Below are 24,247 nucleotides of genomic sequence, written 5' to 3'. Positions count from 1 at the left end.
CCTGCAGGCGGGCGTGGGCTCAGCAGCCGCCGCAGTTGTAGAAGGTGACGTCCCAGTGGTTGCCTTCGTCGGCGTAGACGTTGCCGCCGGCGGACTGCCACTGCGGAGCGCCGTCACCGCGCACGCCGATGTACGTGAAGTTGTTCTGGATGTAGGTGGCGAGGCACTTGGCCTTGCCGAAGTCCAGCTTGTAGCCGTTCCAGTGGGAGTACGTGCCGCTTGCATGGCCGGTCTCGGTGCCGCCGGTGATGTTGAGGGCGCAGCCGCTGGCGCTCTTCAGGGTCTGGGCTCCCTGGGCGGTGGCGAGGTTGAGCTGCTCGAAGGACGTACAGGTGGAGTTGTAGCGGTCCGAGCAGTTGCCGGACGAGGACCAGGTGATCCCGGAGGCGCTGAACATCGAGGTCGCGGTGGCGTGGCTGATCTTGGTGACCGCGTGGGCGGCGCCGGCCGTGGTGAGGACGCCGATGCCCGGGGCGAAGAGGGCGCCGGAGACGACGGCCAGAGAGGTCAGGATGGATCGGATGCGCATGCTGGTTCTCCTGTCTGGTGAAGGTGCGGAACGGTCCTCCGGAGGTGCGGAACGGTCTTGCGGAGGTGCGGAACGTGGCTACTGGAGCTGCGTAGCGGTCCTTCTCCGCGTCACGTGTGCTCGTCCGCGGCGTCGACGGCGACACGCGGGACGCGCGCGCCGACGCGGGTGACGATCTCGTACGAGAGGGTGCCGGCGGCCGCGGCCCAGTCCTGGGCCGTCGGCTCCCGACGGAGACCGGGGCCGAACAGCACGGCTTCGGTTCCCGGCGGCGGGGTGTCTCCGCCGAGGTCCACCGCGAACTGGTCCATGGCGACGCTCCCCGCCACGATGCGTACGCGGTCGCCGACGAGGACGGGCCCCCGTCCGGAGGCATGTCGGGGGACCCCGTCCGCGTAGCCCAGCGGGACGAGCCCCAGGGTGGTGGTGTCCCGGGTGACGTACCGGTGCCCGTAGCCGACGCCGTGGCCGGCGGGCACCTGCTTGACCAGTGCGAGGCTCGCCTTGAGCGTCATGACGGGACGCAGACCGAGCTCGGCGGAGGTGCCGAGCTCGGGTCCCGGTGACAGGCCGTACAGGGCGATGCCCGGCCTGACCAGGTCGAAGTGGGAGGCGGGCAGGGTGAGGGCGGCCGCGGAGTTCGCGAGGTGCCGTACCCGCGGCCGGACACCCGCCCGCTCGGCGTGGTCCAGCATCGAGCGGAAGACGCCGAGCTGGGCGGCGACGGAGGGGTGGTGCGGCTCGTCGGCGCGGGCGAGGTGCGACCAGAGGCCGGTCACCTCGATGTGACCCCGGGCCTGGGCGATCAGGGCCGCCCTGACCAACTCGGGCCAGTCCGCGGGTGGGCAGCCGTTGCGGCCGAGACCGGTGTCGGCCTTCAGCTGGATCCGGGCGGCCCGGCCCAGTGCCTTGGCCGCCCGGGCGGCCTCCTCCAAGGCCCACATGTCGCTCACGGACATGTCGAGTCCGGCCTCGATGCCCTGGTCCCACGGGTCCCCGGGGGCCCACAGCCAGCACATCAGGGGTACGTCCGTGATCCCCGCAGCGCGAAGGGCGAGCGCCTCGTGCGGGGTGGCCGTGCCGAGCCAGTCCGCGCCCGCGTCGAGCGCCGCCCGGGCACAGCGAACGGCGCCGTGGCCGTACGCGTCCGCCTTCAGCACCGCCATGATCCGGACGCGCGGGGTGACGGCGGCGCGCAGCGTGCGCAGGTTCGAGCGCAGCGCGCCGAGGTCGATCTCGGCGCGGGCCCGGGGGAGCGACGGTGCCTCGGTCATGGAACGGCTCCTTCGTGGAGGGGGCGTCGCGCGGGTCCGCCGTGCCTGTGCCGGGACGAGTGGTCCGGGCGGGGAGGCCACGGGGTCCGGGGTGGCAGCTCGCTGCCGAGGGGGCCCGGTCAGCTGGTGCAGCCGGAGTCGGGCAGCGTCCACGGGGAGGGCGGGACGAGCCCGTCGTACAGGGCGAGCAGCATCTGCTGCGGGCACACGGAGTCGCCCTGGCGGAAGATGCCGAAGTGAAGGTGCGGGCCGGTGGAGTTGCCCGTGTTGCCGGTGCGGCCGATCAGCTGACCGGCGGTCACCCGGGTGCCGGTGGTGACGCCGCGGCTGTCCAGGTGGCAGTACTGGTAGGTGATGCCGTCGTCGCCGTCGACCGCCACCCCCAGGCCGCACGAGTCGTCGAGCCCCCCGTTGACGCGGGCCACGCCGGCCGTGACGGCATAGGCGGGCGTGCCGGTCTCCACGGCGATGTCGGCGGCGGGGTAGTCGTGGTGGGGCCAGAGCAGGCTCTCCCGGCCGTCGAAGACGGCCTCGCGGGGGATGACGAAGGCGTAGGTTCCCAGCGGACCGGATGTGCGGAGGCTCCCGAGCAGGTGCTGCCAGGTGGTCGCTCCCACGGTGGTCCCACCCGTGAGATGGTGCCGTGCCTTGTAGTCCTCCACGGCCGCGGTGGTCTGCGCGCCGAAGACGCCGTCCGCCGCGAGGGAGTACCCGTGCTCGCGCAGCTGGAACTGCAGGGCCCGGACGGCGTCGGACTGGGTGGATCCGGGTGCGACCGACACCACGAGCTCGGTCCAGGTGACCGGTCCGACGATGCCGTCCGCCGAGAGGCCCCGGCTCTGCTGGAACGAGATCACGGCGGCGCGGGTCTGGGTGTCGAACCCGGCGTTGGCCGTGACGTTCCCGCCGCGCTGACGGAGCAGGAACTGCAGGCTGGCGACGTCGTTCCCGGCGTCGCCCTTCTGCAGCACCGGCCAGGCCGGAAGCGCAGCCTGGGCGGGTGCGGCCGTCAGCAGGCCGAAGAGGAGCGCGGCGAGGAGAGCGGCCAGAATCGTTCGCGTGTTCCTGGGACGGCGGTACGCCGAGGGGGCGGACGGTGAGACCACGGGGGGTCCTCTCTGCTGGTACGGACACCGGTCCCAGTCCCTCAAAGGAGCCCGGATGGGCGGTGAGGGAAGGCCCGTTCACGTGGCGCGATCCGAGCCCCGACCGGCAGGCGTACGTTAAGAACGGGCGACGGTGTCCTGAAATCGACGTGATGTCGATCCGGACACCGGCGGCTTGGACCGTTTATCCCTGTGAGGGAAAGGCGTTGCCGTATCTCTGCTGGTCGGAGAGGTGCGTGCCCACCGCTCGCGCGGTGAGGGCCAGCCAGAGGTCGACCCGGTCCTCCGCCCGGTCCTGCTGTCTTCCGGTCAGCCGCGCCACTTTCTCGATACGGTTCTGCACGGTGTGCCGGTGCAGGCCCAGCAGGCTGGAGGTCTCCGCCCACGAGCCGTTCGTCTCTAGCCAGACGCGCAGCGTCTCCAGGAGCTCCCCGCCGGGGTCCGCGGCGTCCAGCGGCGCCAGCACGGTGTCGGCGAACGCGGCGAGCGTGGCCGGACTCCCGAGGCTCAGCAGGAGTCGCACGGAACCGGCCTCGGACGCGCTCACCGGACGCCCCAGTTCGACGCTCGACGACAGGAGGGCGATCGCCTGTCGCAGCGACAGGGCGGCGTGCTGCGGTGTCACGGCGGGACCGATCCCCGCGGGTCGGCCCGGAGCGAACCGGCGGAGCACGGCCGCCGTGTCGAAGTCCTCCGCGACGACCAGTTCGACCCGGTCGCCGGTCACGCGCGCGAGCCCTCCTGGAACCGTCAGGGCGAGATCCGCGGCGAGTTCGACCGGCTCTCCGGCCGCCTGAACGGTCACCGCCCGGACGGTCGCGGTGTGGACGTCGGCCGTCCGCAGCAGCGCCCGTGCCTGCTCCGCGGTGATGTCGGTGTGGAACAGCCGGGCGAGAACGGCCGCCCGACGGCGGCGTTGCGGCTCGTCCGCCAGGTGCCGGCGCTCCAGTTCCACGGAGAGCAGGGAGACCAGGACGCTGATCAGCAGGCGCGCTTCCGGGGCGTCCGCGTCGAGCAGGAGGAGGAAGCCGCGCAGCCGTGTCGTGCCGAGCGGCTGTACGACGAGCCGCCCGCATGGCAGGTCCGCCTGGCCGCTCCCGCGGAGTCCGTGCAGCGCGACGGTGTCGATCACCGGAGCGGCGTCGGCCAGGAGTTGCTGTCCGTCGGTCCCGGCAGAGCCGAGCAGGCGCCCGGAGGCGTCACAGACGGTCACCCCGGAGTGGACCGCCTGGACCCACGAGGTGAGCAGCCCGGCCAGTCCGTCGCTTGAGGCGGCCGCGGACGACAGACGCCGCTGGGTGCGCAGGGTCCGCTCCAGGAGACGTCGCTCCTCGGCGGCGCGGGCGACGAAGACGGCCTTCGTGATGGCGGCGAAGGCGACATCCGGCGGCGCGGCGAGCAAGGGTATGCCGATGCGCTCGGCGTGCCGGCTCAGGGCCTCGGGGACCGACGGCAGGGGCAGACCGGCGCCCACCCCCACGATGAGGGCTGCGGCCCTGCCCGCCCGGAGCTCGTCGACGTAGGTCGCACAACCGGTCTCGTCGGGCGAGAGCAACAGGCCGTTGGTCATGACCACTTCGGTGCCCTCGAGCCAGGAGGCCGGCCTGGTGTTCTCCGTGGCGTGGGCCGCCTCGACCACCCGGCCGAGGCCCGCACCGCCGGCCACCAGGCGCAGCCGGAGCGAGGGGATGGCCAGCAGATCACGAACGGTGAGAGGCATGGGAGGCATGGTCCATGAACGGGGTCCGCGTGTCGACCTGGTGCCGAGGGCCGCCGGACCCCTGGCCGCGCCGCGGCCGACAGGGCCGTGCGTCGCTTCGGAGCATGCCCCGGCGCCCGTCGCCGGCGGAGGCGACGGGCATCGGGAGCGGTCTCGGCGAGTGGGGGCGGGACGGTCTCAGCGCGCGGGGTGGGACGGTCTCCCCTGGCGCTGGACGCGGTCCACGGCACTCACCACGTACCAGCACCCCTCCGGAGCCGCGGAGTCGGTGTACACGGTCCGGCTCCCGCCGGGGACGACGGCGACGAGGACGGCCTCCCGGGGGTCGGGACCACGGCCGGGACGGTCGGGGAGGCGGTGGACGGCGTAGCGGAACGGGTGCGGTCCGTGGCCCGTCGGGCCTGAGGAGATCGTGAGGGTCGCGGTCCCCTCCGCGCCGGCGTCACGGTGCACCCGGACGCGTGGCCGGCGGGGCAGCGGCCCGCTGTCCAGCCGCGCGGGGAGCGGGCCGAGCACCGGCGTCCGCCAATGCGCCAGGCGCATCGCCGCGAAGTCGCCCACCCGGTCGGCACGGACGTCCTTGGCACTGAAGAAGAGGTCCCCCGCCACCTCGGGAAGCGTCGCGTTCAGCGTGAGATGGCGGGTGAGTTCGCGGCCGTCCTGCCAGGGCGCGGGCTGTCCCGGAGTCCCCGACTTGTACACCGCCTGTCCGATCCACAGCTGCGTGTCCGTGCCGCGGACGACGTCGGCCCACCACGGTGCGAGGACCCCGTAGTCGGCCACCGGCAGCCCGATGTGCCAGTACACCTGCGGCGCGATGTAGTCGAGCCATCCCTGCCGGACCCACCCGCGGGTGTCGGCGTGGAGGCCGTCGTAGGACTGGAACGCGGAGGTCCGGGAGCCGAGCGGATCGGTGGTGGCGTTGCGCCAGACGCCGAATGGGCTGATGCCGAAAAGGGCGTGGGGGCGCACCGCGCGAACGGCGTCGCGCATCTCGCGGACCATGAGGTCCACGTTGTGGCGGCGCCACGCCGCCTTGTCCTCGAAGCCCGCCCCGTAGGTCCGGAACGTGACGTCGTCGGGGAAGTCCGAACCCGCCACCGGGTACGGATAGAAGTAGTCGTCGAAGTGGACGCCGTCGACGTCGTAGCGCCGGACGGCGTCGAGCATGGCCTCCTGACAGAACCGGCGCGCGGCCGGCACGCCCGGGTCGTAGTAGAGCTTCCCGCCGTAGGAGACGGTCCATTCCGGGTGCAGACGAGCCGGGTGCTCGGGGACCAGTGCGGCCGGGTCGGGCTGCAGGGAGACCCGGTACGGGTTGAACCAGGCGTGGAACGCGAGACCCCGCGCGTGGGCCGTCTCGACCATGAAGTCCAGGGGGTCGTACCCGGGGTCCTGCCCCTGCTGGCCCGAGATCCACTGGGACCAGGGTTCGAGGGCCGAGGGCCAGAAGGCGTCGGCGGTGGGCCGGATCTGTACGAACAGGGCGTTGAAGCCCCAGGCCAGGGCCTCGTCGGCGAGCTGGGTGAACTCCGCCCGCTGCGCCGCCGGATCGAGCCCCGTGCGGCTCGGCCAGTCGATGTTGGTCACGGACGCGATCCACAGCCCCCGCATCCGCCGCGGGGCCGGCGGGGCGGCGGGGGGAGCCGAGGCCCGGGCGGGCAGCGGAGCGAGTGCGGTGGTGCCGGCCGCTGCGAGAGTCGCGAGCACCGCGCGCCGTCCGAGGGGCGAGCGGAACGGGCGACCGACGCCGGTTCTTGACGCCATGTCAGCCTCCGTAGGCAGGTGTGAGCGGGGTACGGCAGCGCCGGTTCGACGGGGCGCCCGGTTCCGTGGTCCCACGGAACCGGCGACGAACGCGGCCGACTGTCCAGGTGAGTAATGTACGTAACTCTGGTCGATTCTGGTGCTGTTATGTATCTTCTGTTTCGCCCTGGCCATGCAATTTCGGTCACACCGGCGTTCGTTCTTGCCGCACCGTCGCACCCCGCGGTGATGCGACGTCCGGCAAGTGCGCGTACTGCTGCCGGGGCGGTACCGAAGGCCGCGGCCGCTCTTCGCGGGTCCGCAGCCGCTGTCCGGGTGCCGCCGCCGTTTCGCCGGGCCGCACCCATGCTCGGCTCGCGCGGACCCCGGGCGGTAACGACCTGATGTCCATCGGACCGCAAGAGGTCTGGACAATCCGTCGATCGTCTCCCCGTCGGCCGGATCCCTACCGTTTGGCCCCGCTCCACGAGGCCCGACAGACGCCGTTCCAGGTGCGCCGCGGACCGAACCGTCTCCACGAAATGAGCAAGCGTCCTATGAAGCCCACTCGCTCGACCATGCTCGCCGCCACCGCCCTCGTCACCGTCGTCCTCGCTGCGACCGCGTGCGGTCCGTCCGGGCCGACCAAGTCGAAGAACTCGCCCGGCATACCCGGCGGTGCCTACTCGGTGGCGCTGACGGAACCCGATCACCTGCTGCCCGGACGGACCACCAGCAGCTACTCCCTCCAGGTGCTGCAGGGCCTCTTCGACCCGCCGGCCTCCCTCGACCCCGAGGACGGCAGCGTGAAGCCGCTGGCGGCCGCCTCCTGGTCCAGCGCCGACAACATCGTCTGGACCGTCAAGTTCCGACCGGGCACCACCTTCCACAACGGCGAACGGGTCACGGCCGCCAGTTTCGCGGACGCGTGGAACGCCGCCGCCTACGGACCCAACGGCTGGGACGCCAACTACTACTTCGCCCAGATCAAGGGCTACGACGCGCTCAACCCGTCCGAGGAGGGCGCCAAGCCGGCCGCGCGGACGCTGAGCGGACTGAAGGTGCTGGACGAGACCACCCTGCAGGTCACCCTGAAGGCACCCTTCGGCCAGTTCCCCATGCTGCTGTCGTTCCCCGCGTTCGCCCCCCTCCCCAAGGCCGCCACGGTGAACCCCGACGCGGTCGACGTCGCCCCCATCGGCAACGGCCCGTACCGGCTCGACGGCAGGTGGGAGCGCAACCAGAAGATCAGGCTGAAGAAGTTCACCGCCTACCGGGGCATCCGCAAGCCCATGGCGGACGACATCGACTTCAAGATCTACACGAGCCGCGAGACCGCCTTCACGGAACTCCAGGCAGGCAACGTCGACGTCCTCACGACCATCCCCGCCGCCAACTCCGCGCAGGCCAAGCGCCTCTTCGGCGACCGCTTCTCCATCCGTCCCAGCGGCACCATGGACTACCTCGGTCTGCCCGTGAAGGACCCGCGGTTCGCCGACCCCCGGATCCGCAAGGCCATCTCCATGGCCATCGACCGCAAGGGCATCACCCAGGCCATCTACAACGGCGTCTACAAGCCGGCCACATCGGTCGTCGGCGACATGATCCCCGGACACCGACCCGACGCGTGCGGCCGGACCTGTGCCTACGACCCGGCCGCTGCCAAGCAGCTGCTCGAATCCGCCGGCGGATTCGACGGCACGCTCGAGCTCTACTTCTCCAATGCCGACACCACCTACGAACAGTGGATGACCGCGGTCGCCAACCAGCTCAAGGACAACCTCGGCATCCAGGACGTCAGGTTCCGCAAAATGGCACCCGCCGACCTGTCCTCGCTGCTCAACGAAGGCCGCAACAAGGGACCCTTCCGGCAGAACTGGGTCATCGACTACCCCAGCATCCAGAACTACCTCGACGGCCTCTACTACCCCGGCAACCGCTCGGGCTGGGCCAGCAAGGAGTTCGACGCCCTCGTGGCGAAGGGCAACGCCGCCCAGGGCGCCGACGCCATCGCGGCCTACCAGCGGGCGGAGGACATCGCACTGCGCGATTTGCCCTACATCCCGCTGTGGAACTGGCAGGACCAGTCGGCCTGGACCGACCGGATCGGCAGCGTCGTCATCGACCCCTACGCCGCCGGCCTGCACCTGGACCGCGTGACCGTCAACAAGTGACGCCGTATCCGAACCCTCTGCGCGTCACTCCCTCCGGCGTGCCCCGCAGACCTACTCCTTGAGGAATCCCTCCGTGTGGAGATTCGTCATCCGCCGCCTGCTGCACGCCGTGCCCGTACTCCTCGGGACCACTTTTCTCATCTACACGCTCGTCTTCGTGCTACCTGGAGACCCGATCCAGGGACTCGCCGGTGACAAACCCGTGCCGCCGGCGGTGCTCGCGGAACTGCACGCCCGGTACCACCTCGACGACCCCCTGTGGGTCCAGTACACGCACTACCTGACCGGCCTGTTCCGCGGTGACCTGGGCACCACCTTCACCGGCCGCGAGGTGTCGGACCTGCTCGCCGACCGATGGACGGTGACGCTCCAGCTCGGCCTCACCGCCTGGATCCTGGAGGTCGTCCTCGGAATGGCCCTCGGGGTCTGGGCCGGTCTGCGCAAGGGCAAGTGGGACGACAGCGCGGTCCTCTTCGGCACCACCCTGGTCATCTCCGTCCCGGTCTTCGTCGTCGGCTACCTGGCCCAGCTCGCCCTCGGCGTCCAACTCGGCTGGCTCCCTGTGGCCGGGACCGAGGGCGGATGGCCCACGGCCTACCTCCTCCCCGGTCTGGTCCTGGCCTCCTTCGGCCTCGCCTACGTCGCCCGGCTCACCCGCAGCTCTCTCATCGAGAACCTCCGCGCCGACTACGTGCGGACGGCCCACTCCAAGGGCCTGAGCCGGCGCCGCGTCGTGGTCCGGCACACCCTGCGCAACTCCCTCATCCCGGTCGTCACCTTCCTCGGCCTGGAGCTCGGCGGGCTCATGGCCGGCGCCGTCGTCACCGAGTACATCTTCAACCTGCCGGGCGTCGGCCAGCAGCTCTTCCAGTCCATCCAGCTCCGCGAAGGGCCCGTCGTGGTCGGCACCACCACCGCGCTCGTCCTCGTCTTCCTGCTCGCCAACCTGCTCGTGGACCTCCTCTACGGGCTGCTCGACCCGAGGATCCGTCATGACTGACACCACCAGGACAGCGGAGGTCGCGAGCGCGGCAGCCGGAACGTCCGCGGAGCCGGACGCCACCAGTCCGCCGGCCCAAGGGCGGGCCGGCCTCAGCTGGGACGCGTGGCTCGAACTGCGCCGGCGCCCCACGGTCTGGGCCGCCGTCATCACCCTCCTCCTCATGACCGCGATGGCCCTCGCGCCCGGCCTCGCCACCGCACTGCTCGCCGAGGGGGGAGAGCGGTGCGACCTCGCGAACTCCAAGCTGGGCCCCTCCGCCGGACACCCCTTCGGATTCGACCTGCAGGGCTGCGACTACCTCACCCAGGTCATCCACGGCACCCGCCCCTCCCTCATCGCGGGCCTGGCGGTCACGGCGGCGTCCCTGCTGATCTCCGTCGTGCTCGGACTGCTCTGCGGCTTCTACGGCGGCTGGCTCGACGCAGCGGTCTCCCGCGTGACCGACATCTTCTTCGGCCTGCCGTTCGTGCTCGGCGCCACCGTCATCCTCGTCGCGTTCCCCGACCACGGCCTCGGCGCCATGATCCTCGTGTTGACTGCGCTGGGGTGGACCACCATGACCCGCATCATGCGCTCCCAGGTCATCGCCCTGGCCGAGGCCGACTACGTACGCGCCGCCCGCATGCTCGGTGCCCGGCCCCTGCGCCTGATGCTGCGCCACATCCTCCCCAACGCGATCACCCCCGTCATCGTCGTCGCCATGCTGAACGTCGGAGCCGTCATCTCCGGCGAGGCGACACTCGACTTCCTCGGGGTCGGCCTCCAGTACCCGCAGGTCTCCTGGGGGCTCCAGCTGAACGCGGCCCAGGCCTTCGTCCTCGACCAACCCCACCTGCTGTTCTTCCCCGCACTCTTCCTGTCCGCCACCGTCCTGAGCTTCATCCTGCTGGGTGACGCCGTACGCGACGCCTTCGACCCACGCCTGAAATGAGCGCCCATGCCGTCCGCAGCACATCCGCTCCTGGAGGTCGAGGACCTCTGCGTCGAGTTCCGCACCAGACGCGGCACCTCCCGCGCCGTCGACGGCCTGTCCTACACACTGCGCGAAGGCGAGACCCTGGCCCTGCTCGGGGAATCGGGATCGGGCAAGTCCGTCGCAGCACAGGCCGTCATGGGGCTCCTCGACACACCGCCCGCGCACATCGTCCGCGGATCCGCGCGGCTGCACGGCGACGACCTCCTCGCGATGCCGCCCGAACGGCACCGGGCCGTACGGGGCACGCGCCTGGCCATGATTTTTCAGGACGCCCTGACCGCCCTCAACCCCGTGCTGACGGTGGGCGAGCAGCTCGCCGAGATGTACCGGGTGCACCGGGGCATGGGACGCAAGGCGGCCCTCGAACGGGCCGTCGCCCTGATGGACCGCGTGCGCATCCCGGCCGCCGCGCGCCGGGTCCACGACTACCCGCACGAGTTCTCCGGCGGCATGCGTCAGCGCGTCATGATCGCCATGGCCCTCGCCCTGGACCCCGAGGTCGTCATCGCCGACGAGCCCACGACCGCCCTCGACGTCACCGTCCAGGCCCAGATCATGCGCCTGCTCCGCGAGCTCCAGAGCGAGACCCGGATGGGCCTGCTGCTGATCACCCACGACCTCGGCGTCGTCGCCGAGACGGCCGACCGGATCACCGTGATGTACGCCGGCCGGACCGTCGAGACCGCACCGGCGGAGGACCTGTACGCCCGCCCCGGCCACCCCTACACCCGTGGGCTGCTCGACTCCGTGCCCCGCCTGGACCGCCTCGGCAAACCCCTCGTCCCCATCGCCGGCGCCCCACCCCTGCCGACAGCCGTCCCCCGGGGATGCGCCTTCCACCCACGGTGTCCCCGGGCCGAGCAGCGCTGCGCCGGCCACGCACCGCCCTTCCTGACCCTGTCACCCGCCGGCCACCGCAGTGCCTGCCACTTCGCCGAGGAGGTCCACCGTGCCCCGGTCGGCTGAGACGCCCGCGCCCCTGCTGCAGGCCACGGCGCTCACCCGCCACTTTCCTCTCACCCAGGGCACGCTGCTCCGGCGCCGCACCGGCGCCGTCAGGGCCGTCGACGGCGTCGACCTGGCCGTCCGTCGCGGCGAGACGCTCGGTATCGTCGGCGAGTCCGGGTGCGGCAAGTCGACCCTCGCCTCCCTCCTGATGGCCATGGATCGACCCACATCGGGAACGGTGCGGATCGACGGGCGGGATCCTTTCTCCCTGTCCGCCCCGGAACTGCGCGCCCTGCGCCGGCAGGTGCAGATGGTGCTCCAGGACCCCTACACCTCGCTCAACCCCCGGATGACGGCCGGGCAGATCGTCGGCGAGCCCTTCGCCGTCCACCGCGACGCCGTCCCCCGGGCCGACCGCGCCCGGCGCGTGGCCGAACTCCTCGAAACGGTCGGCCTGAACCCCGCCCACCGGGACCGCTACGCCCACCAGTTCTCCGGCGGGCAACGCCAGCGCCTCGGCATCGCACGGGCGCTGGCGCTCGGACCACGGCTGCTCCTGTGCGACGAACCCGTGTCCGCCCTCGACGTCTCCGTCCAGGCGCAGGTCCTCAACCTGCTGCAGAACCTGCGCCGGGACCTGGACCTGGCGTGCGTCTTCATCTCGCACGACCTCGCCGTCGTCCAGCACCTCTGCGACCGGATCGCGGTCATGTACCTGGGCAAGATCGTCGAGACCGGCACCCGCGAGCAGATCTACCTGACGCCGCGCCACCCCTACACCCGGGCCCTCCTCGCCGCCGCCCCCGTCCCCGACCCGCGACGACGGACGGCCGACGAAACCCACCTGCTGGACGGCGACCTGCCGTCCCCCGCCTCACCACCCGAGGGCTGCCGGTTCCGCACCCGCTGTCCCTACGCGCGCGAGGAGTGCCGGGTGGAACCCGACCTGCGCCCGCGCGAAGAAGCCGATCACCCGACCGCCTGTCATTTCCCCGTGGACACCACGACATGAAGGACGAACGCGTGACAGACACACCCACCCCACGCCGGCGCGCAGCCGGCGCGGCGGCAGCCCTGACGGTCCTCCTGAGCGGCGTGCTCGCCATGCCCCCCGCACAGGCCTCCGCACCCCAGGCCACGACCACGCCGACGGGGCCCGAGGCCCCGGCCCGCACCGACCTCTTTCGCGCGGCGGGCGAACGCCACCGCGTACCCGAGCCGGTCCTCCTGGCGGTGTCGTACCTCCAGAGCCGCTGGGACGCCCACCACGGCGCGCCCAGCGTCGACGCGGGATTCGGACCCATGCACCTGACCGACGCCCGCGCGGCGCTCGCCACGACGCACCACCACCACCACCACACGGACGGCGACGAGGACCCGCGCGGGGACGCCTCCCGGCCGGCCCTCGCGCGGCACGAGACGTCCGAGGACCCCGCCCGCCTCCCTCCCGCACTGCAGACCCTTGACCGGGCCGCCGCCCTCACGGGGCTCCCCGCCGACCGCCTCAGAGTGGATCCCGCCGCCAACATCGAGGGCGGCGCCGCGCTCCTCGCGGACCACCAGCGAGCCGCCGGCCTCGCCCCCAGCACCGACCCCGCACAGTGGTACGCGGCCGTCGCCGCCTACTCCGGCGCCACCGAGGCGGGCGCGGCACGCCGCTACGCCGACGACGTGTTCCGGCTCATCACCACGGGCGCGTCACGACGCACCGACGACGGAACCGCCGTCACCCTGCCGGCCACGCCCGTCCGGCCCGACACCCGCCAGCTCGAACGGCTGCACCTGAAGAGCACGGCTCCCGGTGCCGAATGTCCCCGAGACCTCGGCTGCGACTGGACGCCCGCCCCCTACCAGATGCTTTCAGAGGAACCGGGCGACTTCGGCAACCACGACATCTCGGACCGCCCGCACAACCAGGCCGTCGACTACATCGTCATCCACGACACCGAGGCCACCTGGGACACCACGCTCCGCCTGGTCCAGGACCCCACTTACGTGTCCTGGCACTACAGCCTCCGCTCCGCCGACGGGCACATCGCCAACCACCTCCGCGCCAAGGACGTGGGCTGGCACGCCGGCAACTGGTACGTGAACTCCAAGGCCGTGGGGCTGGAGCACGAGGGCTTCCTCGCCCAGGGCGGCCAGTGGTACACCGAAGCGATGTACCGCACGTCCGCCCGCCTCGTCCGGTACCTCGCCAAGAAGTACGACGTGCCCCTCGACCGCGCCCACGTCATCGGGCATGACAACGTGCCGGGCACCACGCCCGCGAACATCGCCGGAATGCACCAGGACCCCGGACCCTACTGGGACTGGGACCACTACTTCGACCTCCTGGGCAAGCCCTTCAAGGCCCAGGGCAGGACGACCTCGCCGCTGGTCACCGTCCACCCGGACTACGGATCCAACACCGAGCCCTACTACTGCGGTGACACCCCGGCGGACCTCTGCCCCGCGCACGGGTCGGCGTCGATCACCCTGCGCACCGAACCCCGGGACGACGCCCCGCTGGTCACCGACATCGGCATCCGTCCCTCACCCGGCACCTGGTCCGTCTACAACCACGCCGCGCGCGTGAGCACCGGCCAGAAGTACGTGGTCGCGGAGCGCCGGAGCGGCTGGACGGCACTCTGGTACCTCGGGCAGAAGGGCTGGTTCAAGGAGGGACCCGCCCATGCCCGGACCCTGCCCGCCAACGGGCCGGTAGCCCGACTGCGTCCCGGGCTCGCGAGCGCCCCGCTCTACGGGCGCGCCTATCCGGAACCGGCTGCCTATCCCGCGGACATCCCGGTGCAGCCCCTCGTGCCGCTCCCGTACACGCTGCAACCCGGGCAGTCCTACAGCGTCGGCCAGACGGTGAACGGCGAGTACTACCACGCCAAGACCTTCGAACTCGCGGGTCACACCGTGGTCCGCGGCGCACTCCGGTACCACCAGGTGCAGTTCGGGCACCGCATCATGTTCGTCAAGGAGGACGACGTGGTGCTCACGCCCGCCTCCAGGATGCCGTCCGTGCCGAACTGAGCACCGGCCGGATCCGCGGCGGCCCGGGGCGCCTGATCAGGAACCCCGGGCCGCTACCATGTGGGACCCGTCCCCGCACCGGCGTCAGGCTGGGCCGAACCGAGCTACGAGAGAGCGGCAGGAAGACCGTGACAGGCGAGCAGCGAGGGCGAAGCAACGACCCGTTCCTGCCCCAGGCGGTGCTCCACCGCTGGTCGGAAGCCGCGCACTGCGCCGACGCCGTCTTCGGCGGCACCGTCTGGTCGGACGGGGCCCTGCGCCTGGAGCGCGCCGAGGGCACGGAGACCTTCGTGGACCAGCACGGCCACGCGACTCTGGAATGGGACCACGCCACCTTCTCCACCGGCTGGCGCGACCTGCCGTTCGCGGCCGAGGAGCTCATCCCCTCCTGGACGGCCCTCACCCCGCCCGGCACCCGCCTCGCCGTGCGGCTCAGGGTGCGCGACGTGGAGGGGGACACCTCCCCGTGGTACGTCATGGCGCACTGGGCGTCGGGCGACGAAAGGGTGCACCGCACGACCGTCCCCGGTCAGTCCGGACCCTTCGGCACGGCCGACGTCGACGTGTTCACCACAGCCCCCGGCAGACCCGCCCGCTCCTACGAGATGGAGGTCCGGCTCGCACGCGCCAAGGGGGTCACGGAGGGGCCGGCCGTCCAGGCCCTGCACCTGGCCGCGTCGGCCACGCCCCCCGGCCCCCCGCGAGGGGTGAGTGGTCCCGCCGGCGCCTGGGGCAGGGTCCTCGACGTCCCCACCCGCTCCCAGGAACTGCACACCGGGCACAGCCCGCAGTGGGACGGCGGCGGCGAGGCGTGGTCGGCGCCGACCTGCACCGCGATGCTCGTGGAGTACTTCGGGCACGGGCCCGACCCCGGCGAGATGACCTGGATCGACCCCGCCGACACGGCCCCCCACGTCGACTTCACCGCCCGCGCCGTCTACGACTACGCCTACAAGGGATGTGGCAACTGGGCGTTCAACGCCGCCCATCCCGCGCGCTACGGCCTCCTCGGCACGGTTACGCGCCTGCGCTCGCTGAGCGAGCTGGAAGCCTTCATCTGCGCGGGCATCCCCATCGCCACCGCCCAGAGCTTCCGCATCGGAGAACTCGCTGGAGCGGGCTACTCGCCCGCCGGCAGCATCAAGATCGTCTGCGGCTTCACGACGGAGGGCGACGTCGTCGTCAACGACCCCCTGTCGGCCACCGACGAGGAAGTCCGCCGGGTCTACCCGCGCGGCGAGTTCGAGCACGTCTGGCTGTCGGCGTCCGGCGGCGGGGGAGTGGTCTACTTCGTCCGTCCGGACGACCTGCCCCTGCCCGCCAACGTGCCGGACCTCGACCCCAACTGGTAGCCGCCGGCGGGTCACCGGCGCAGCGACGGACGAGCGACGAAATGTCGTGCCCCCCGTCGGACGGCAGGACCTTTTGTTGATCGCCGCGCCGTGCGTCGCCTCCCTAACGTGTACGTCATGAGAACGGCTCCGCCGCACTCCTGACGCGGACCTCCGAGCACCCTCCCGCACGCACGCCGTCGCGGCAGCGGCGAGCCGGGCCGCCCGCGGCCGACCATCCGGCGCATTCCGCCCCTCAGCCCGCACCGGTCTCTGCCCGGACCCCGTGACGACCTTCTCGACGCCCACGCATGGGCACAAGGCGGTAACTCCGATGAACCACTCCTCCCTGGTCCCCCCCACGCCCCCGGCGTTCCGGGCCTGGGACTCCGACATCACCGCGGCGGCCGTCGCCCGCCAGGACGGCACACCGGGCTGGGTCTCCCTCGTGGGCGACGACGTGTGGTGGGACGAACCCCGGCCCCACGAGGCCGGGCGCCGGTGCGTCGTACGGGCGAAGCCGGACGGCACGGTCGAGGACGTACTCCCGCCCGGATTCGACGCCCGCAACAGCCTGCACGAGTACGGCGGACGTTCCTGGCGCCCCACGTCCGACGGCCTGGTCTTCACCCACTGGAGCGACCGGCGCCTCTACCTTCACCACCCGGACGCCGGCGGCGCCCCCAGTCCGCTGACCCCGGCCCGCGAAGACGTCACCTACGGCGACCTGTACGTACCGCCCTCGGGGGACGAGGTGTGGGCCGTCCGCGAGACGCGCCTCGACGGGGTGCGCACGGTCGAACGTGCCGTCGTGGCCGTGTCGTTCGACTCGGGCACCGAGCGAACGCTCGTCGCGACCCATCACTTCCTGACCTGTGCCCGGCTGGCCCCCGACGGGCGGCACCTGTCGTGGATCGGCTGGGACCACCCGAACATGCCGTGGGACGGCACCGAGCTCTGCGTCGCACCCCTCACGAGCCGGGGGACGGCCGGCGCCCACACCGTCCGGGCCGGCGGGCCCCGGGAGTCCGTCGTGCAGGCCGAATGGAGGGACGCGGAGAACCTGTGGGCGGTCACCGACCCCGACGGGTGGTGGAACCTCCACATCGTGCCCGCACACGAAGGCCCTGCGCGGGCCGTCGGCGCCGCCGACGAGGAGTTCGGCGGTGCCCTCTGGAAGCCGGGCGCGTCGTGGTTCGCCCCGCTGCCCGACGGCCGGGCCGTCGCCGTCCACGGCACTGGAGCCCACCGGCGGATCTCCCTGGTGGACCCCGACGCGCCCCCCGGCCGACCCGTCATGAGCGAACTGAACCTCCCCTACACCGACTTCGTGCACAGCATCGACTCCGACGCGACCCGTGTCGTCTCCGTCGGAGCGAGCCCGACCGCTCCCTACGGCGTCTTCACCGCGCCCCTCGTCCCCACCGGCGCGGACGAGCACCCGGTACGGACCGTCTCCGCCCCGTCGGGTCCCTCCGTCGACCTGGCCTGGCTGCCGCGCCCCACCGCCCGGACCTTCCCTCGTGACGCGACGCGGCCGGCACACGGAGCCGCAGCGGAAGACGACGCCGTCGTGCACGCCCACACCTATCCGCCCACCCACCCCGACCACACCGAGCCTGGCGGACCGGGGGCGCCCTGGGTGATCTTCGTCCACGGCGGCCCCACCGGCGACTACCCGATGGTGCGCGACCTCGAGATCGCGTACTTCACCAGTCGCGGCATCGGCGTGGCCACCGTGGACTACGGAGGCTCCGTCGGCTACGGCCGTGCCTACCGTGAGCGCCTGAACGGGGCCTGGGGCGTCGTCGACGTCCAGGACTGCGTGACCGTCGCGCGCGCCCTGGTGGCCGAAGGACTCGCGGACCCGGGCCGGTTGGCGATCCGAGGCGGAAGCGCCGGAGGCTGGACCGCTCTCGCCGCCCTCACCCGGACGGACACCTTCGCCGGCGCGGTCTCCTTCTACGGCATCACCGACCCCCTCACCTGGGCGGCCACCACCCACGACTTCGAGTCCCGCTACCTGGACCGGCTGATCGGCCCCCTGCCGCAGTGCGCCGCGCTCTACGAGCACCGCTCCCCGGTCCTCGCGGCCGGCGACGCCTGCGGCCCCGCCCTGCTCCTCCACGGCCTGGACGACGCCATCGTCGATCCGGACCAGTCCGCCGCCATGGCCCGAGCGCTGCGCGCGGCGGGCATCCCGTGCGAGCACGGGGAGTTCCCCGGAGAACGGCACGGCTGGCGGCGCGCCGAGACGATCCGCGCGGCCCTGGACGCCGAGATCCGCTTCTACGAGCGGATCTTCGAGCCTCCGGGCGACCGCACGCCGTCCGGGGAAACGCCCGCCTCCCCGGACCCGGAGGGGCAGCCATGACGGCCGACGCCGGTCCCCGCCGCACCACCGCGCCCGGCCCGGCCGGCCCGTTCCGCGTCCACCCCCCTCTCCTGCGGTGGGGCGACACCGTCGCGCTCGTCGCCCCGGCCGGACCGGTCGACGCGCCCCGGGCCGCCGCGGCGCGGGAACTCCTGGAGAACTGGGGGCTGCGCGTCCGCATCACCCCCCGGTTGCTCGGCGTCCACCGCGCCTACCTCGCGGGCTCCGACGACGAGCGCCTCGCGGACTTCACCGAGGCGTGGCTGGACCCCGCGGTACGAGCGGTCGTCTGCGCCAGGGGCGGCTACGGAACGCAGCGCACGGTCGACCGGCTCGACTACCGCGCCCTCGCCGGCGCGGGGGCCAAGTTCCTGGTCGGGTCCAGTGACATCACCTGCCTCCACGAGGCGCTGGGCGAGCGTCTCGGCCTGGTCACGCTGCACGCGCCCATGCCGGCCGGCCGTCCGCTCCACGAGGACGCCCCCACCGCCGACCACCTGCACGCGGCCCTCTTCGGCCCGCCGCCGCGCTCCCTGCCCCTCACCGGGCCGGTCCTCGTCGCCGGACGGGCCGCCGGCCCCCTCACCGGCGGGAACCTCACGATGCTCGCCGCCTCGGCCGGAACCTCCACCCCACCGCGCACCGAGGGCCGCGTACTCCTGCTCGAAGACGTCGGAGAAGACCCCTACCGCCTGGACCGGACGCTGACACAGCTCAGAAGGACCGGTGCCCTGCACCGCGCCGCGGCCGTCGTCCTCGGCGACTTCACCGGCTGCGGCCCCCCGGACCAGGTGGCGGCGGTCCTGCGCGACCGCCTCGCCGATATCGGCGTCCCCGTCGCCGCCGGCCTGCCCGCCGGTCACGGACCGCGCCAGCTGACCGTCCCCCTCGGCGCGGAGGCGGTCCTCGACACCGCCCTGCACCGCATCACCCTCCTAGAGAGGCCCCCACAGTGACCCGCGTCCTCATCTCCGCCGACATGGAAGGCGTCACCGGCGTCACCTGCCCCGACGACGTCGAGCCGGGCACCGCCGCCTGGGAGCGCATGCGCCCGCTCCTCACCGGCGACGTCAACGCCGTCATCGACGGACTCCTCGCCGGCGGCGCGAGCGACGTCCTGGTCAACGACGCCCACTACACCCAGCGCAACCTGCTCCTGGAAGCGGTCGACCCCCGGGCCCGCCTGCTCACCGGCCGGCACAAACCGCTGGGCATGATGGAGGGGATCGACCGCGCCGACGCGGTCGTCTTCCTCGGCTACCACACGGGCGCGGGCGAGCGGGGCGTGCTGTCCCACACCTATCTCGGCACCGGACCGACCGCGTTCCGCATCGACGGCGAACCCGCCGACGAGGGCCGTATGAACGCCCTCATCGCCGAGGAACACGGCGTCCCCGTCGTGCTGGTGACCGGTGACGACCTCACCTGCGAGGCATCCCGGGCCTGGGCGCCCGAGGCGCGCGTCGTCGCCGTCAAGGAATGCGTCAGCCGCTACGCCGCCCTGTGCCTGCCGCCGGCCCGCAGCGCCGAGCTGCTGCGCGCCCAGGCCCTCGCCGCCCTCCGCGCACACGCCGCCCGCGGCGACGGCCCCCGTACAGCCGGTGCCGGCAGTCCCTCCGCCCGCTCCCACCGCTTCGAACTCGACTTCCACGCGCCTCATCTGGCCGAGGCGGTGGGCGCCGTACCGACCGTGGAACGCAACGGCCCGCGCGGCATCGCGTTCACGGCCCCCGACGCGACGACGGCCGCCCGCACCTTCAAGGTCTGCACCACCGTCGCGGGCGCCGCCATGGAAGACCACTTCGACTGACCGGCGGCCCCCGCCCCCGCCCTGCCCGCCCGACCCTCCGCGGAGAACCCGTGACCACCGCACCCCCGCATGGCCTGCACGCCGGCTACGCCACCGACGTCGCCGACCTCTGCTCGGACCTCCTGCGCATCGACACCGCCAACCCCGGTGACGGGACCGGCCCAGGTGAGCGGCAGGCGGCCGAGCACGTCGCCGAGGCCCTGGACGCCGCCGGCATCGCCGCCACGCTCACCGAACCCCGGCACCGCCGCACGAGCGTCCTCGCCCGCGTCGCGGGGCAGGACCCCGCACTGCCGCCGCTGCTCGTCCACGGCCACCTCGACACCGTTCCCGCCGACCCCGGCGACTGGACCCTGCACCCCCTGTCCGGCGCCCTGCACCAGGGCTGCCTGTGGGGGCGGGGCGCCGTCGACATGAAGGGGGCCGTCGCCATGACCCTGGCCCTCGTCCGCGCCTGGGCCCGTACCGGGCACCGGCCACGCCGCGACCTGGTCCTCGCCTTCCTGGCGGACGAGGAGGCGACGGGGGAGTACGGCTCACGCCACGTGGTGACCGCGCACCGGGACCACTTCGCCGGGGTCCGCGAGGCGATCAGCGAGTCCGGCGGCTTCTCCGTCACCACGCGCCCCGTCCACGCCGAACAGGACGCACGGGTCTACCCCATCGCCGTCGGAGAGCGCGGCACGGCGTGGATGCGCCTCACCGCCCGGGGGACGGCCGGGCACGGCTCGGGCCCCGGGGACGACAATCCGGTGGCCGCACTCGTCCACGCCCTCTCGCGTCTCTCCGCCCACCGGTGGCCCACCAGTCTCACCCCCGCCGTCCAGGCCCTGCTGGACTCCCTCGACCGCGCCCTGGGCCTCCGCATCGACCGCTCCCGGCTGGAGGACGAGGCAGCCCGCCTCGGACAGCTGGGGGAACTCTTCGACTGCACCGTCCGCAACACCGCCCACCCCACCGTGCTCACCGCCGGCGGCAAGGTCAACGTCATCCCGTCACGCGCCCACGCCGAGGTGGACGGCAGATACCTCCCCGGCGCCCGGGACACCTTCCTGGAGACCGTCGACCGCCTCCTCGGCCCGCAGGTGACACGAGAGTTCATCAACTGCGAGGACGCCGTCTCGGCCGACCACGAAGGCCCGGCCTTCGCCGCGATGGCCGAAGCGCTCCGCAGCCAGGACCCCCGGGCACACCCGGTGCCGTTCGTCCAGTCCGGAGGCACCGACGCCAAGGCCTTCGCGCGGATCGGGATCAGCACATACGGGTTCACCCCGCTCCTCCTCGACCCCTGGCTGCACTACTACGGCATGTTCCACGGCATCGACGAGCGCGTGCCGGTCACCGGCCTTCAGTTCGGTGTCCGCGTCCTCCACCGGTTCCTGACCACCTATTGAGCCCCTCCGAAAGGACCCATCGTGCAGCTGCCCCATCACCTCTGGCCCGCCACGAGCGTGAGCGGAGCCCATGGCGTGAGGATCGGGGGCGTCCTTCTCAGCGACGTCGCCGAGGAGTTCGGCACCCCCGCCTTCGTCCTCGACGAGGAGGACTTCCGAAGCCGGTGCCGGACCTGGCGCGACGCCTTCGCCGGCCACGACGTCTTCTACGCGGGAAAGGCCTTCCTGTGCCACCAGGTCGCCCGGTGGCTCACGGAAGAGGGCCTGGGTCTCGACGTCTGCTCCGCTGGCGAGCTGCGCATCGCACGGCGCGCCGGCGTCCCCGGGAGCTCCCTGATCTTCCACGGCAACAACAAGTCGACCGACGAACTTGCCGAGGCCGTCTCCTACGGCGTCTCGCTCGTCGTGCTCGACTCCGAGGACGAGATATCCCGGCTCTCCGCGGTTGCCCGCAGCCACGCCGTGCGCCAGCAGGTACTGATCCGGGTGACCCCGGGCGTGGAGGCACGGACCCACGCGTCCATCACCACCGGCACCGACGACCAGAAGTTCGGCTTCTCCCTGTCCACCGGCAGCGCGCACCGTGCCATCTCCCGGGTCCTGAACGAGCCTGGCCTGGAACTGGTGGGCCTGCACAGCCACCTCGGCTCCCAGATCCTGTGCCCCGACGTCTTCGAGTCGGCCATCGATCGCCTCGTTGAGCTGATGGCCTACACGGCACGCACCCACGGAACCGTGCTGCCGCGCCTCGACCTGGGAGGAGGACTGGGCATCGCCTACCTTCCCGACGAACACCCCCTCGACGTCCGCGACCTGGCCCCCGTGCTCATCGACCGCGTCCGCAAGACCTGCAGTGCCGTGGGCGTGCCCATGCCCCGGCTCGCCGTGGAACCCGGGCGGGCGATAGCGGGACCCACCACGGTAACCCTCTACACCGTCGGCACCATCAAGCGCCAGCCCGGACTACGCACCTGGGTGTCCGTGGACGGCGGCCTGAGCGACAACATGCGCCCGGCCCTGTACGACGCCTCCTACACGGTGGCCCCCGCCGGTCCGACGACGGGCCGGACCGCCCTCGAGACGGTCACCGTCTGCGGCCGGCACTGCGAGTCCGGCGACATCGTCGTGGACTCCGCTCAGCTGCCTGCCGACCTCGCTGTCGGGGACCTCCTCGCCGTTCCCGCCTCCGGTGCCTACCACCGCTCCATGGCGAACAACTACAACTGCCAGCCCCGTCCGCCCGTCGTCGCCGTCCGCAAGGGCACAGCACGCCTCCTCGTCCGCGCGGAGACGATCGACGACGTCCTGCGACTGGACGTCGAATGACCGGCCCCCGGCCGCCGCACCGCCCGCGATCGGCCACCGTCCACCCGGACGTGCTGCCCGACGCCCCGGCCGGCGCACAGACCCGCCCGCTCCGGCACCCGAACACCCCCGGGCGACCGGGCGCCGTGCCCACCCATAGGGAGAAGACCAGCATGTCCCACCAGGAGAAAGTCCGGAACATCCTGAGACAGGCGACGGCCGAGGGACTCCTGGGACACGAGCGACCGGTCGCCGGCTTCATCGACGTCCAAGGCGTACGCGACAGCGTCACCGCCCTCCACGCCGCCTTCGCCCCCATACCGGACGTACTCCACGCCTTCGCGGTGAAGGCGTGCCCGCTGGTTCCGGTGCTGCGGCTGCTCGCCGACACCGGGATGGGGTGCGAGGTCGCCAGCCCGGGGGAGACGCGCCTGGCCCTGGCCGCGGGATTCCCACCCGAACGCATCGTCCTCGACTCCCCGGCCAAGACCCGTGCCGAGATCGCGGAGGCCCTCATCCGGGGCATCGCGCTGAACGCGGACAACCTCGGCGAGCTCGACCGCATCGACACCCTGCGTCCCCTAGACTCCCGGTCCGTCGTCGGCCTCCGGATCAACCCGCAGGTCGGAGGCGGCAGCATCGCCGCTATGAGCACGGCGACGCCGCACTCCAAGTTCGGGGTGGCCCTGGAGGACCCCGGTGTCCGCGACCGAGTCCACGAGGCCTTTCTGCGACGCCCCTGGCTGACCCGCCTCCACGCCCACGTCGGCTCGCAGGGCTGCCCGCTGCCGCTCATCGCGCAGGGCCTCGCCGCCCTCCACCGGCTCGCCGAGGAGATCAACGCGCGCGTGGGCAGGCGCCAGGTCACCAGCCTCGACCTCGGCGGGGGACTGCCGGTGAACTTCGCCGACGACGAGGTCACCCCGACGTACCAGGACTACGTCCAGGCCCTGACCGACGCCGAACCGGCCCTGCTGGACGGCCGCTACGGCATCGTCACGGAATTCGGCCGCTCCCTGCTCGCCAAGAACGGCTTCACCGCGGCCGTCGTGGAATACGTCAAGACCTCCGGCGGCCGACGGATCGCCCTCACCCACGCCGGAGCGCAGGTGGCCGCCCGGACGGTGTTCATGCCCGAGGCGTGGCCGGTCCGCATCACCGCCCACGCCCCGGACGGCACGCCCCGGACGACGCCCGTCGTGCCCCAGGACATCGCCGGCCCGCTCTGCTTCACCGGAGATGTGGTGGCGCACGAGCGCCCGCTGCCCGAACTCGCCGAAGGCGACCTCGTGGTGCTGCACGACACGGGTGCCTACTACTTCTCGGCGCCCTGGGCGTACAACAGCCTGCCGAGGCCGGGAGTCTACGGATTCCTGCACCGCGAGGAAGCCGTCACGTTCGCCCTGGTGCGCGCACCGCAGACCATGGAAGAGCTGGCGGCCGAGGGCGGTGCGCGGCACGCGGACGCGTTCCTCGCCCGCTTCGATCCGGCCGTTCGGCCCTGACGGGCCGACAGGGCCGCTTCCAGCCACC

At 72.4% G+C, this 24,247-nt stretch carries 17 protein-coding genes and 1 pseudogene; 13 read left to right on the top strand and 5 right to left on the bottom strand.

The genetic code is table 11. The features are described from left to right. Nucleotides 1-19: 19 nt before the first annotated feature. The 5 genes and pseudogenes from ACFVGW_RS00295 to ACFVGW_RS00275 all read right to left on the bottom strand — a co-directional run. Nucleotides 20-529, bottom strand: a complete 510-nt coding sequence (locus ACFVGW_RS00295) for a hypothetical protein (RefSeq protein ID WP_376579671.1) — start codon at nt 527-529, stop codon at nt 20-22. Between the two features lie 110 nt (nt 530-639). After that, the gene (gene alr / locus ACFVGW_RS00290) at nt 640-1,803 is read right to left on the bottom strand and encodes an alanine racemase (RefSeq protein ID WP_385850082.1); all 1,164 of its coding nucleotides are present in this window, start codon (nt 1,801-1,803) and stop codon (nt 640-642) included. A 119-nt stretch (nt 1,804-1,922) separates the two neighbouring features. After that, entirely contained in the window at nt 1,923-2,909 is a 987-nt protein-coding gene (locus tag ACFVGW_RS00285) for a peptidoglycan DD-metalloendopeptidase family protein (RefSeq protein ID WP_385850081.1), read from the bottom strand. A gap of 184 nt (nt 2,910-3,093) precedes the next feature. Next, entirely contained in the window at nt 3,094-4,629 is a 1,536-nt protein-coding gene (locus ACFVGW_RS00280) for a PucR family transcriptional regulator (RefSeq protein WP_385850080.1), read from the bottom strand. Nucleotides 4,630-5,133: 504 nt separating this feature from the next. Next, nucleotides 5,134-6,396: pseudogene (locus ACFVGW_RS00275) on the bottom strand (glycoside hydrolase family 10 protein); the annotation flags it as partial. 536 nt (nt 6,397-6,932) lie between these two features. On the opposite strand from ACFVGW_RS00275, the gene ACFVGW_RS00270 reads away from it, so the two are divergent. From ACFVGW_RS00270 to ACFVGW_RS00210, 13 genes are all read left to right on the top strand, one after another. Next, nucleotides 6,933-8,549: an ABC transporter substrate-binding protein gene (locus ACFVGW_RS00270; RefSeq protein WP_385850079.1), complete on the top strand. Its 1,617-nt coding sequence runs from the start codon at nt 6,933-6,935 to the stop codon at nt 8,547-8,549. Nucleotides 8,550-8,622: 73 nt separating this feature from the next. Then, a complete protein-coding gene (locus ACFVGW_RS00265) occupies nt 8,623-9,549 on the top strand; it encodes an ABC transporter permease (RefSeq protein WP_385850078.1) in 927 nt (308 codons plus the stop codon). Beyond that, nucleotides 9,542-10,483 carry an ABC transporter permease gene (locus ACFVGW_RS00260; RefSeq protein ID WP_385850077.1) on the top strand — a complete coding sequence of 314 codons (942 nt, stop codon included), beginning with the start codon at nt 9,542-9,544 and terminating at the stop codon, nt 10,481-10,483. The genes ACFVGW_RS00265 and ACFVGW_RS00260 overlap by 8 nt, the downstream gene beginning before the upstream one ends. Nucleotides 10,484-10,489: 6 nt before the next feature. After that, a complete protein-coding gene (locus ACFVGW_RS00255; RefSeq protein ID WP_385850076.1) occupies nt 10,490-11,494 on the top strand; it encodes an ABC transporter ATP-binding protein in 1,005 nt (334 codons plus the stop codon). Further along, the gene (locus ACFVGW_RS00250) at nt 11,478-12,488 is read left to right on the top strand and encodes an ABC transporter ATP-binding protein (protein ID WP_385850075.1); all 1,011 of its coding nucleotides are present in this window, start codon (nt 11,478-11,480) and stop codon (nt 12,486-12,488) included. Before ACFVGW_RS00255 ends, ACFVGW_RS00250 begins: the two co-directional genes overlap by 17 nt. Before the next feature lie 62 nt (nt 12,489-12,550). Further along, nucleotides 12,551-14,500 carry an N-acetylmuramoyl-L-alanine amidase gene (locus tag ACFVGW_RS00245; protein WP_385850539.1) on the top strand — a complete coding sequence of 650 codons (1,950 nt, stop codon included), beginning with the start codon at nt 12,551-12,553 and terminating at the stop codon, nt 14,498-14,500. A gap of 128 nt (nt 14,501-14,628) precedes the next feature. Next, entirely contained in the window at nt 14,629-15,852 is a 1,224-nt protein-coding gene (locus tag ACFVGW_RS00240) for a C39 family peptidase (RefSeq protein ID WP_385850074.1), read from the top strand. A 313-nt stretch (nt 15,853-16,165) separates the two neighbouring features. Continuing rightward, nucleotides 16,166-18,205: an alpha/beta hydrolase family protein gene (locus tag ACFVGW_RS00235; RefSeq protein ID WP_385850073.1), complete on the top strand. Its 2,040-nt coding sequence runs from the start codon at nt 16,166-16,168 to the stop codon at nt 18,203-18,205. After that, complete coding sequence (locus tag ACFVGW_RS00230) at nt 18,202-19,161, top strand: LD-carboxypeptidase (RefSeq protein WP_385850072.1); 960 nt, start codon at nt 18,202-18,204, stop codon at nt 19,159-19,161. Before ACFVGW_RS00235 ends, ACFVGW_RS00230 begins: the two co-directional genes overlap by 4 nt. Further along, nucleotides 19,158-20,015, top strand: a complete 858-nt coding sequence (locus ACFVGW_RS00225) for a M55 family metallopeptidase (protein ID WP_376579648.1) — start codon at nt 19,158-19,160, stop codon at nt 20,013-20,015. Before ACFVGW_RS00230 ends, ACFVGW_RS00225 begins: the two co-directional genes overlap by 4 nt. Before the next feature lie 50 nt (nt 20,016-20,065). Further along, nucleotides 20,066-21,409 carry a M20/M25/M40 family metallo-hydrolase gene (locus ACFVGW_RS00220; RefSeq protein WP_376579646.1) on the top strand — a complete coding sequence of 448 codons (1,344 nt, stop codon included), beginning with the start codon at nt 20,066-20,068 and terminating at the stop codon, nt 21,407-21,409. A 21-nt stretch (nt 21,410-21,430) separates the two neighbouring features. Continuing rightward, nucleotides 21,431-22,735, top strand: a complete 1,305-nt coding sequence (gene lysA / locus ACFVGW_RS00215) for a diaminopimelate decarboxylase (RefSeq protein ID WP_385850071.1) — start codon at nt 21,431-21,433, stop codon at nt 22,733-22,735. Nucleotides 22,736-22,887: 152 nt separating this feature from the next. Next, nucleotides 22,888-24,219 carry a diaminopimelate decarboxylase gene (locus tag ACFVGW_RS00210; protein WP_376579642.1) on the top strand — a complete coding sequence of 444 codons (1,332 nt, stop codon included), beginning with the start codon at nt 22,888-22,890 and terminating at the stop codon, nt 24,217-24,219. The last annotated feature ends 28 nt before the right edge of the window (nt 24,220-24,247 follow it).

The sequence above is a fragment of the Streptomyces sp. NPDC127129 genome (genome assembly GCF_042671585.1).
Taxonomy (GTDB): Bacteria; Actinomycetota; Actinomycetes; order Streptomycetales; family Streptomycetaceae; genus Streptomyces.
Note: the sequence above shows the minus strand (reverse complement) of the source record. Positions and strands in the feature narration are given on the sequence as shown.

What these genes read in the sequence shown, in the direction of transcription:
- ACFVGW_RS00210 (WP_376579642.1), top strand. Translation starts at nt 22,888, where the DNA reads ATGTCCCACCAGGAGAAAGTCCGGAACATCCTGAGACAGGCGACGGCC.
- ACFVGW_RS00270 (WP_385850079.1), top strand. Translation starts at nt 6,933, where the DNA reads ATGAAGCCCACTCGCTCGACCATGCTCGCCGCCACCGCCCTCGTCACC.
- ACFVGW_RS00295 (WP_376579671.1), bottom strand. Translation starts at nt 529, where the DNA reads ATGCGCATCCGATCCATCCTGACCTCTCTGGCCGTCGTCTCCGGCGCC.
- alr (WP_385850082.1), bottom strand. Translation starts at nt 1,803, where the DNA reads ATGACCGAGGCACCGTCGCTCCCCCGGGCCCGCGCCGAGATCGACCTC.
- ACFVGW_RS00230 (WP_385850072.1), top strand. Translation starts at nt 18,202, where the DNA reads ATGACGGCCGACGCCGGTCCCCGCCGCACCACCGCGCCCGGCCCGGCC.
- ACFVGW_RS00260 (WP_385850077.1), top strand. Translation starts at nt 9,542, where the DNA reads ATGACTGACACCACCAGGACAGCGGAGGTCGCGAGCGCGGCAGCCGGA.
- ACFVGW_RS00255 (WP_385850076.1), top strand. Translation starts at nt 10,490, where the DNA reads ATGCCGTCCGCAGCACATCCGCTCCTGGAGGTCGAGGACCTCTGCGTC.
- ACFVGW_RS00235 (WP_385850073.1), top strand. Translation starts at nt 16,166, where the DNA reads ATGAACCACTCCTCCCTGGTCCCCCCCACGCCCCCGGCGTTCCGGGCC.
- ACFVGW_RS00280 (WP_385850080.1), bottom strand. Translation starts at nt 4,629, where the DNA reads ATGCCTCTCACCGTTCGTGATCTGCTGGCCATCCCCTCGCTCCGGCTG.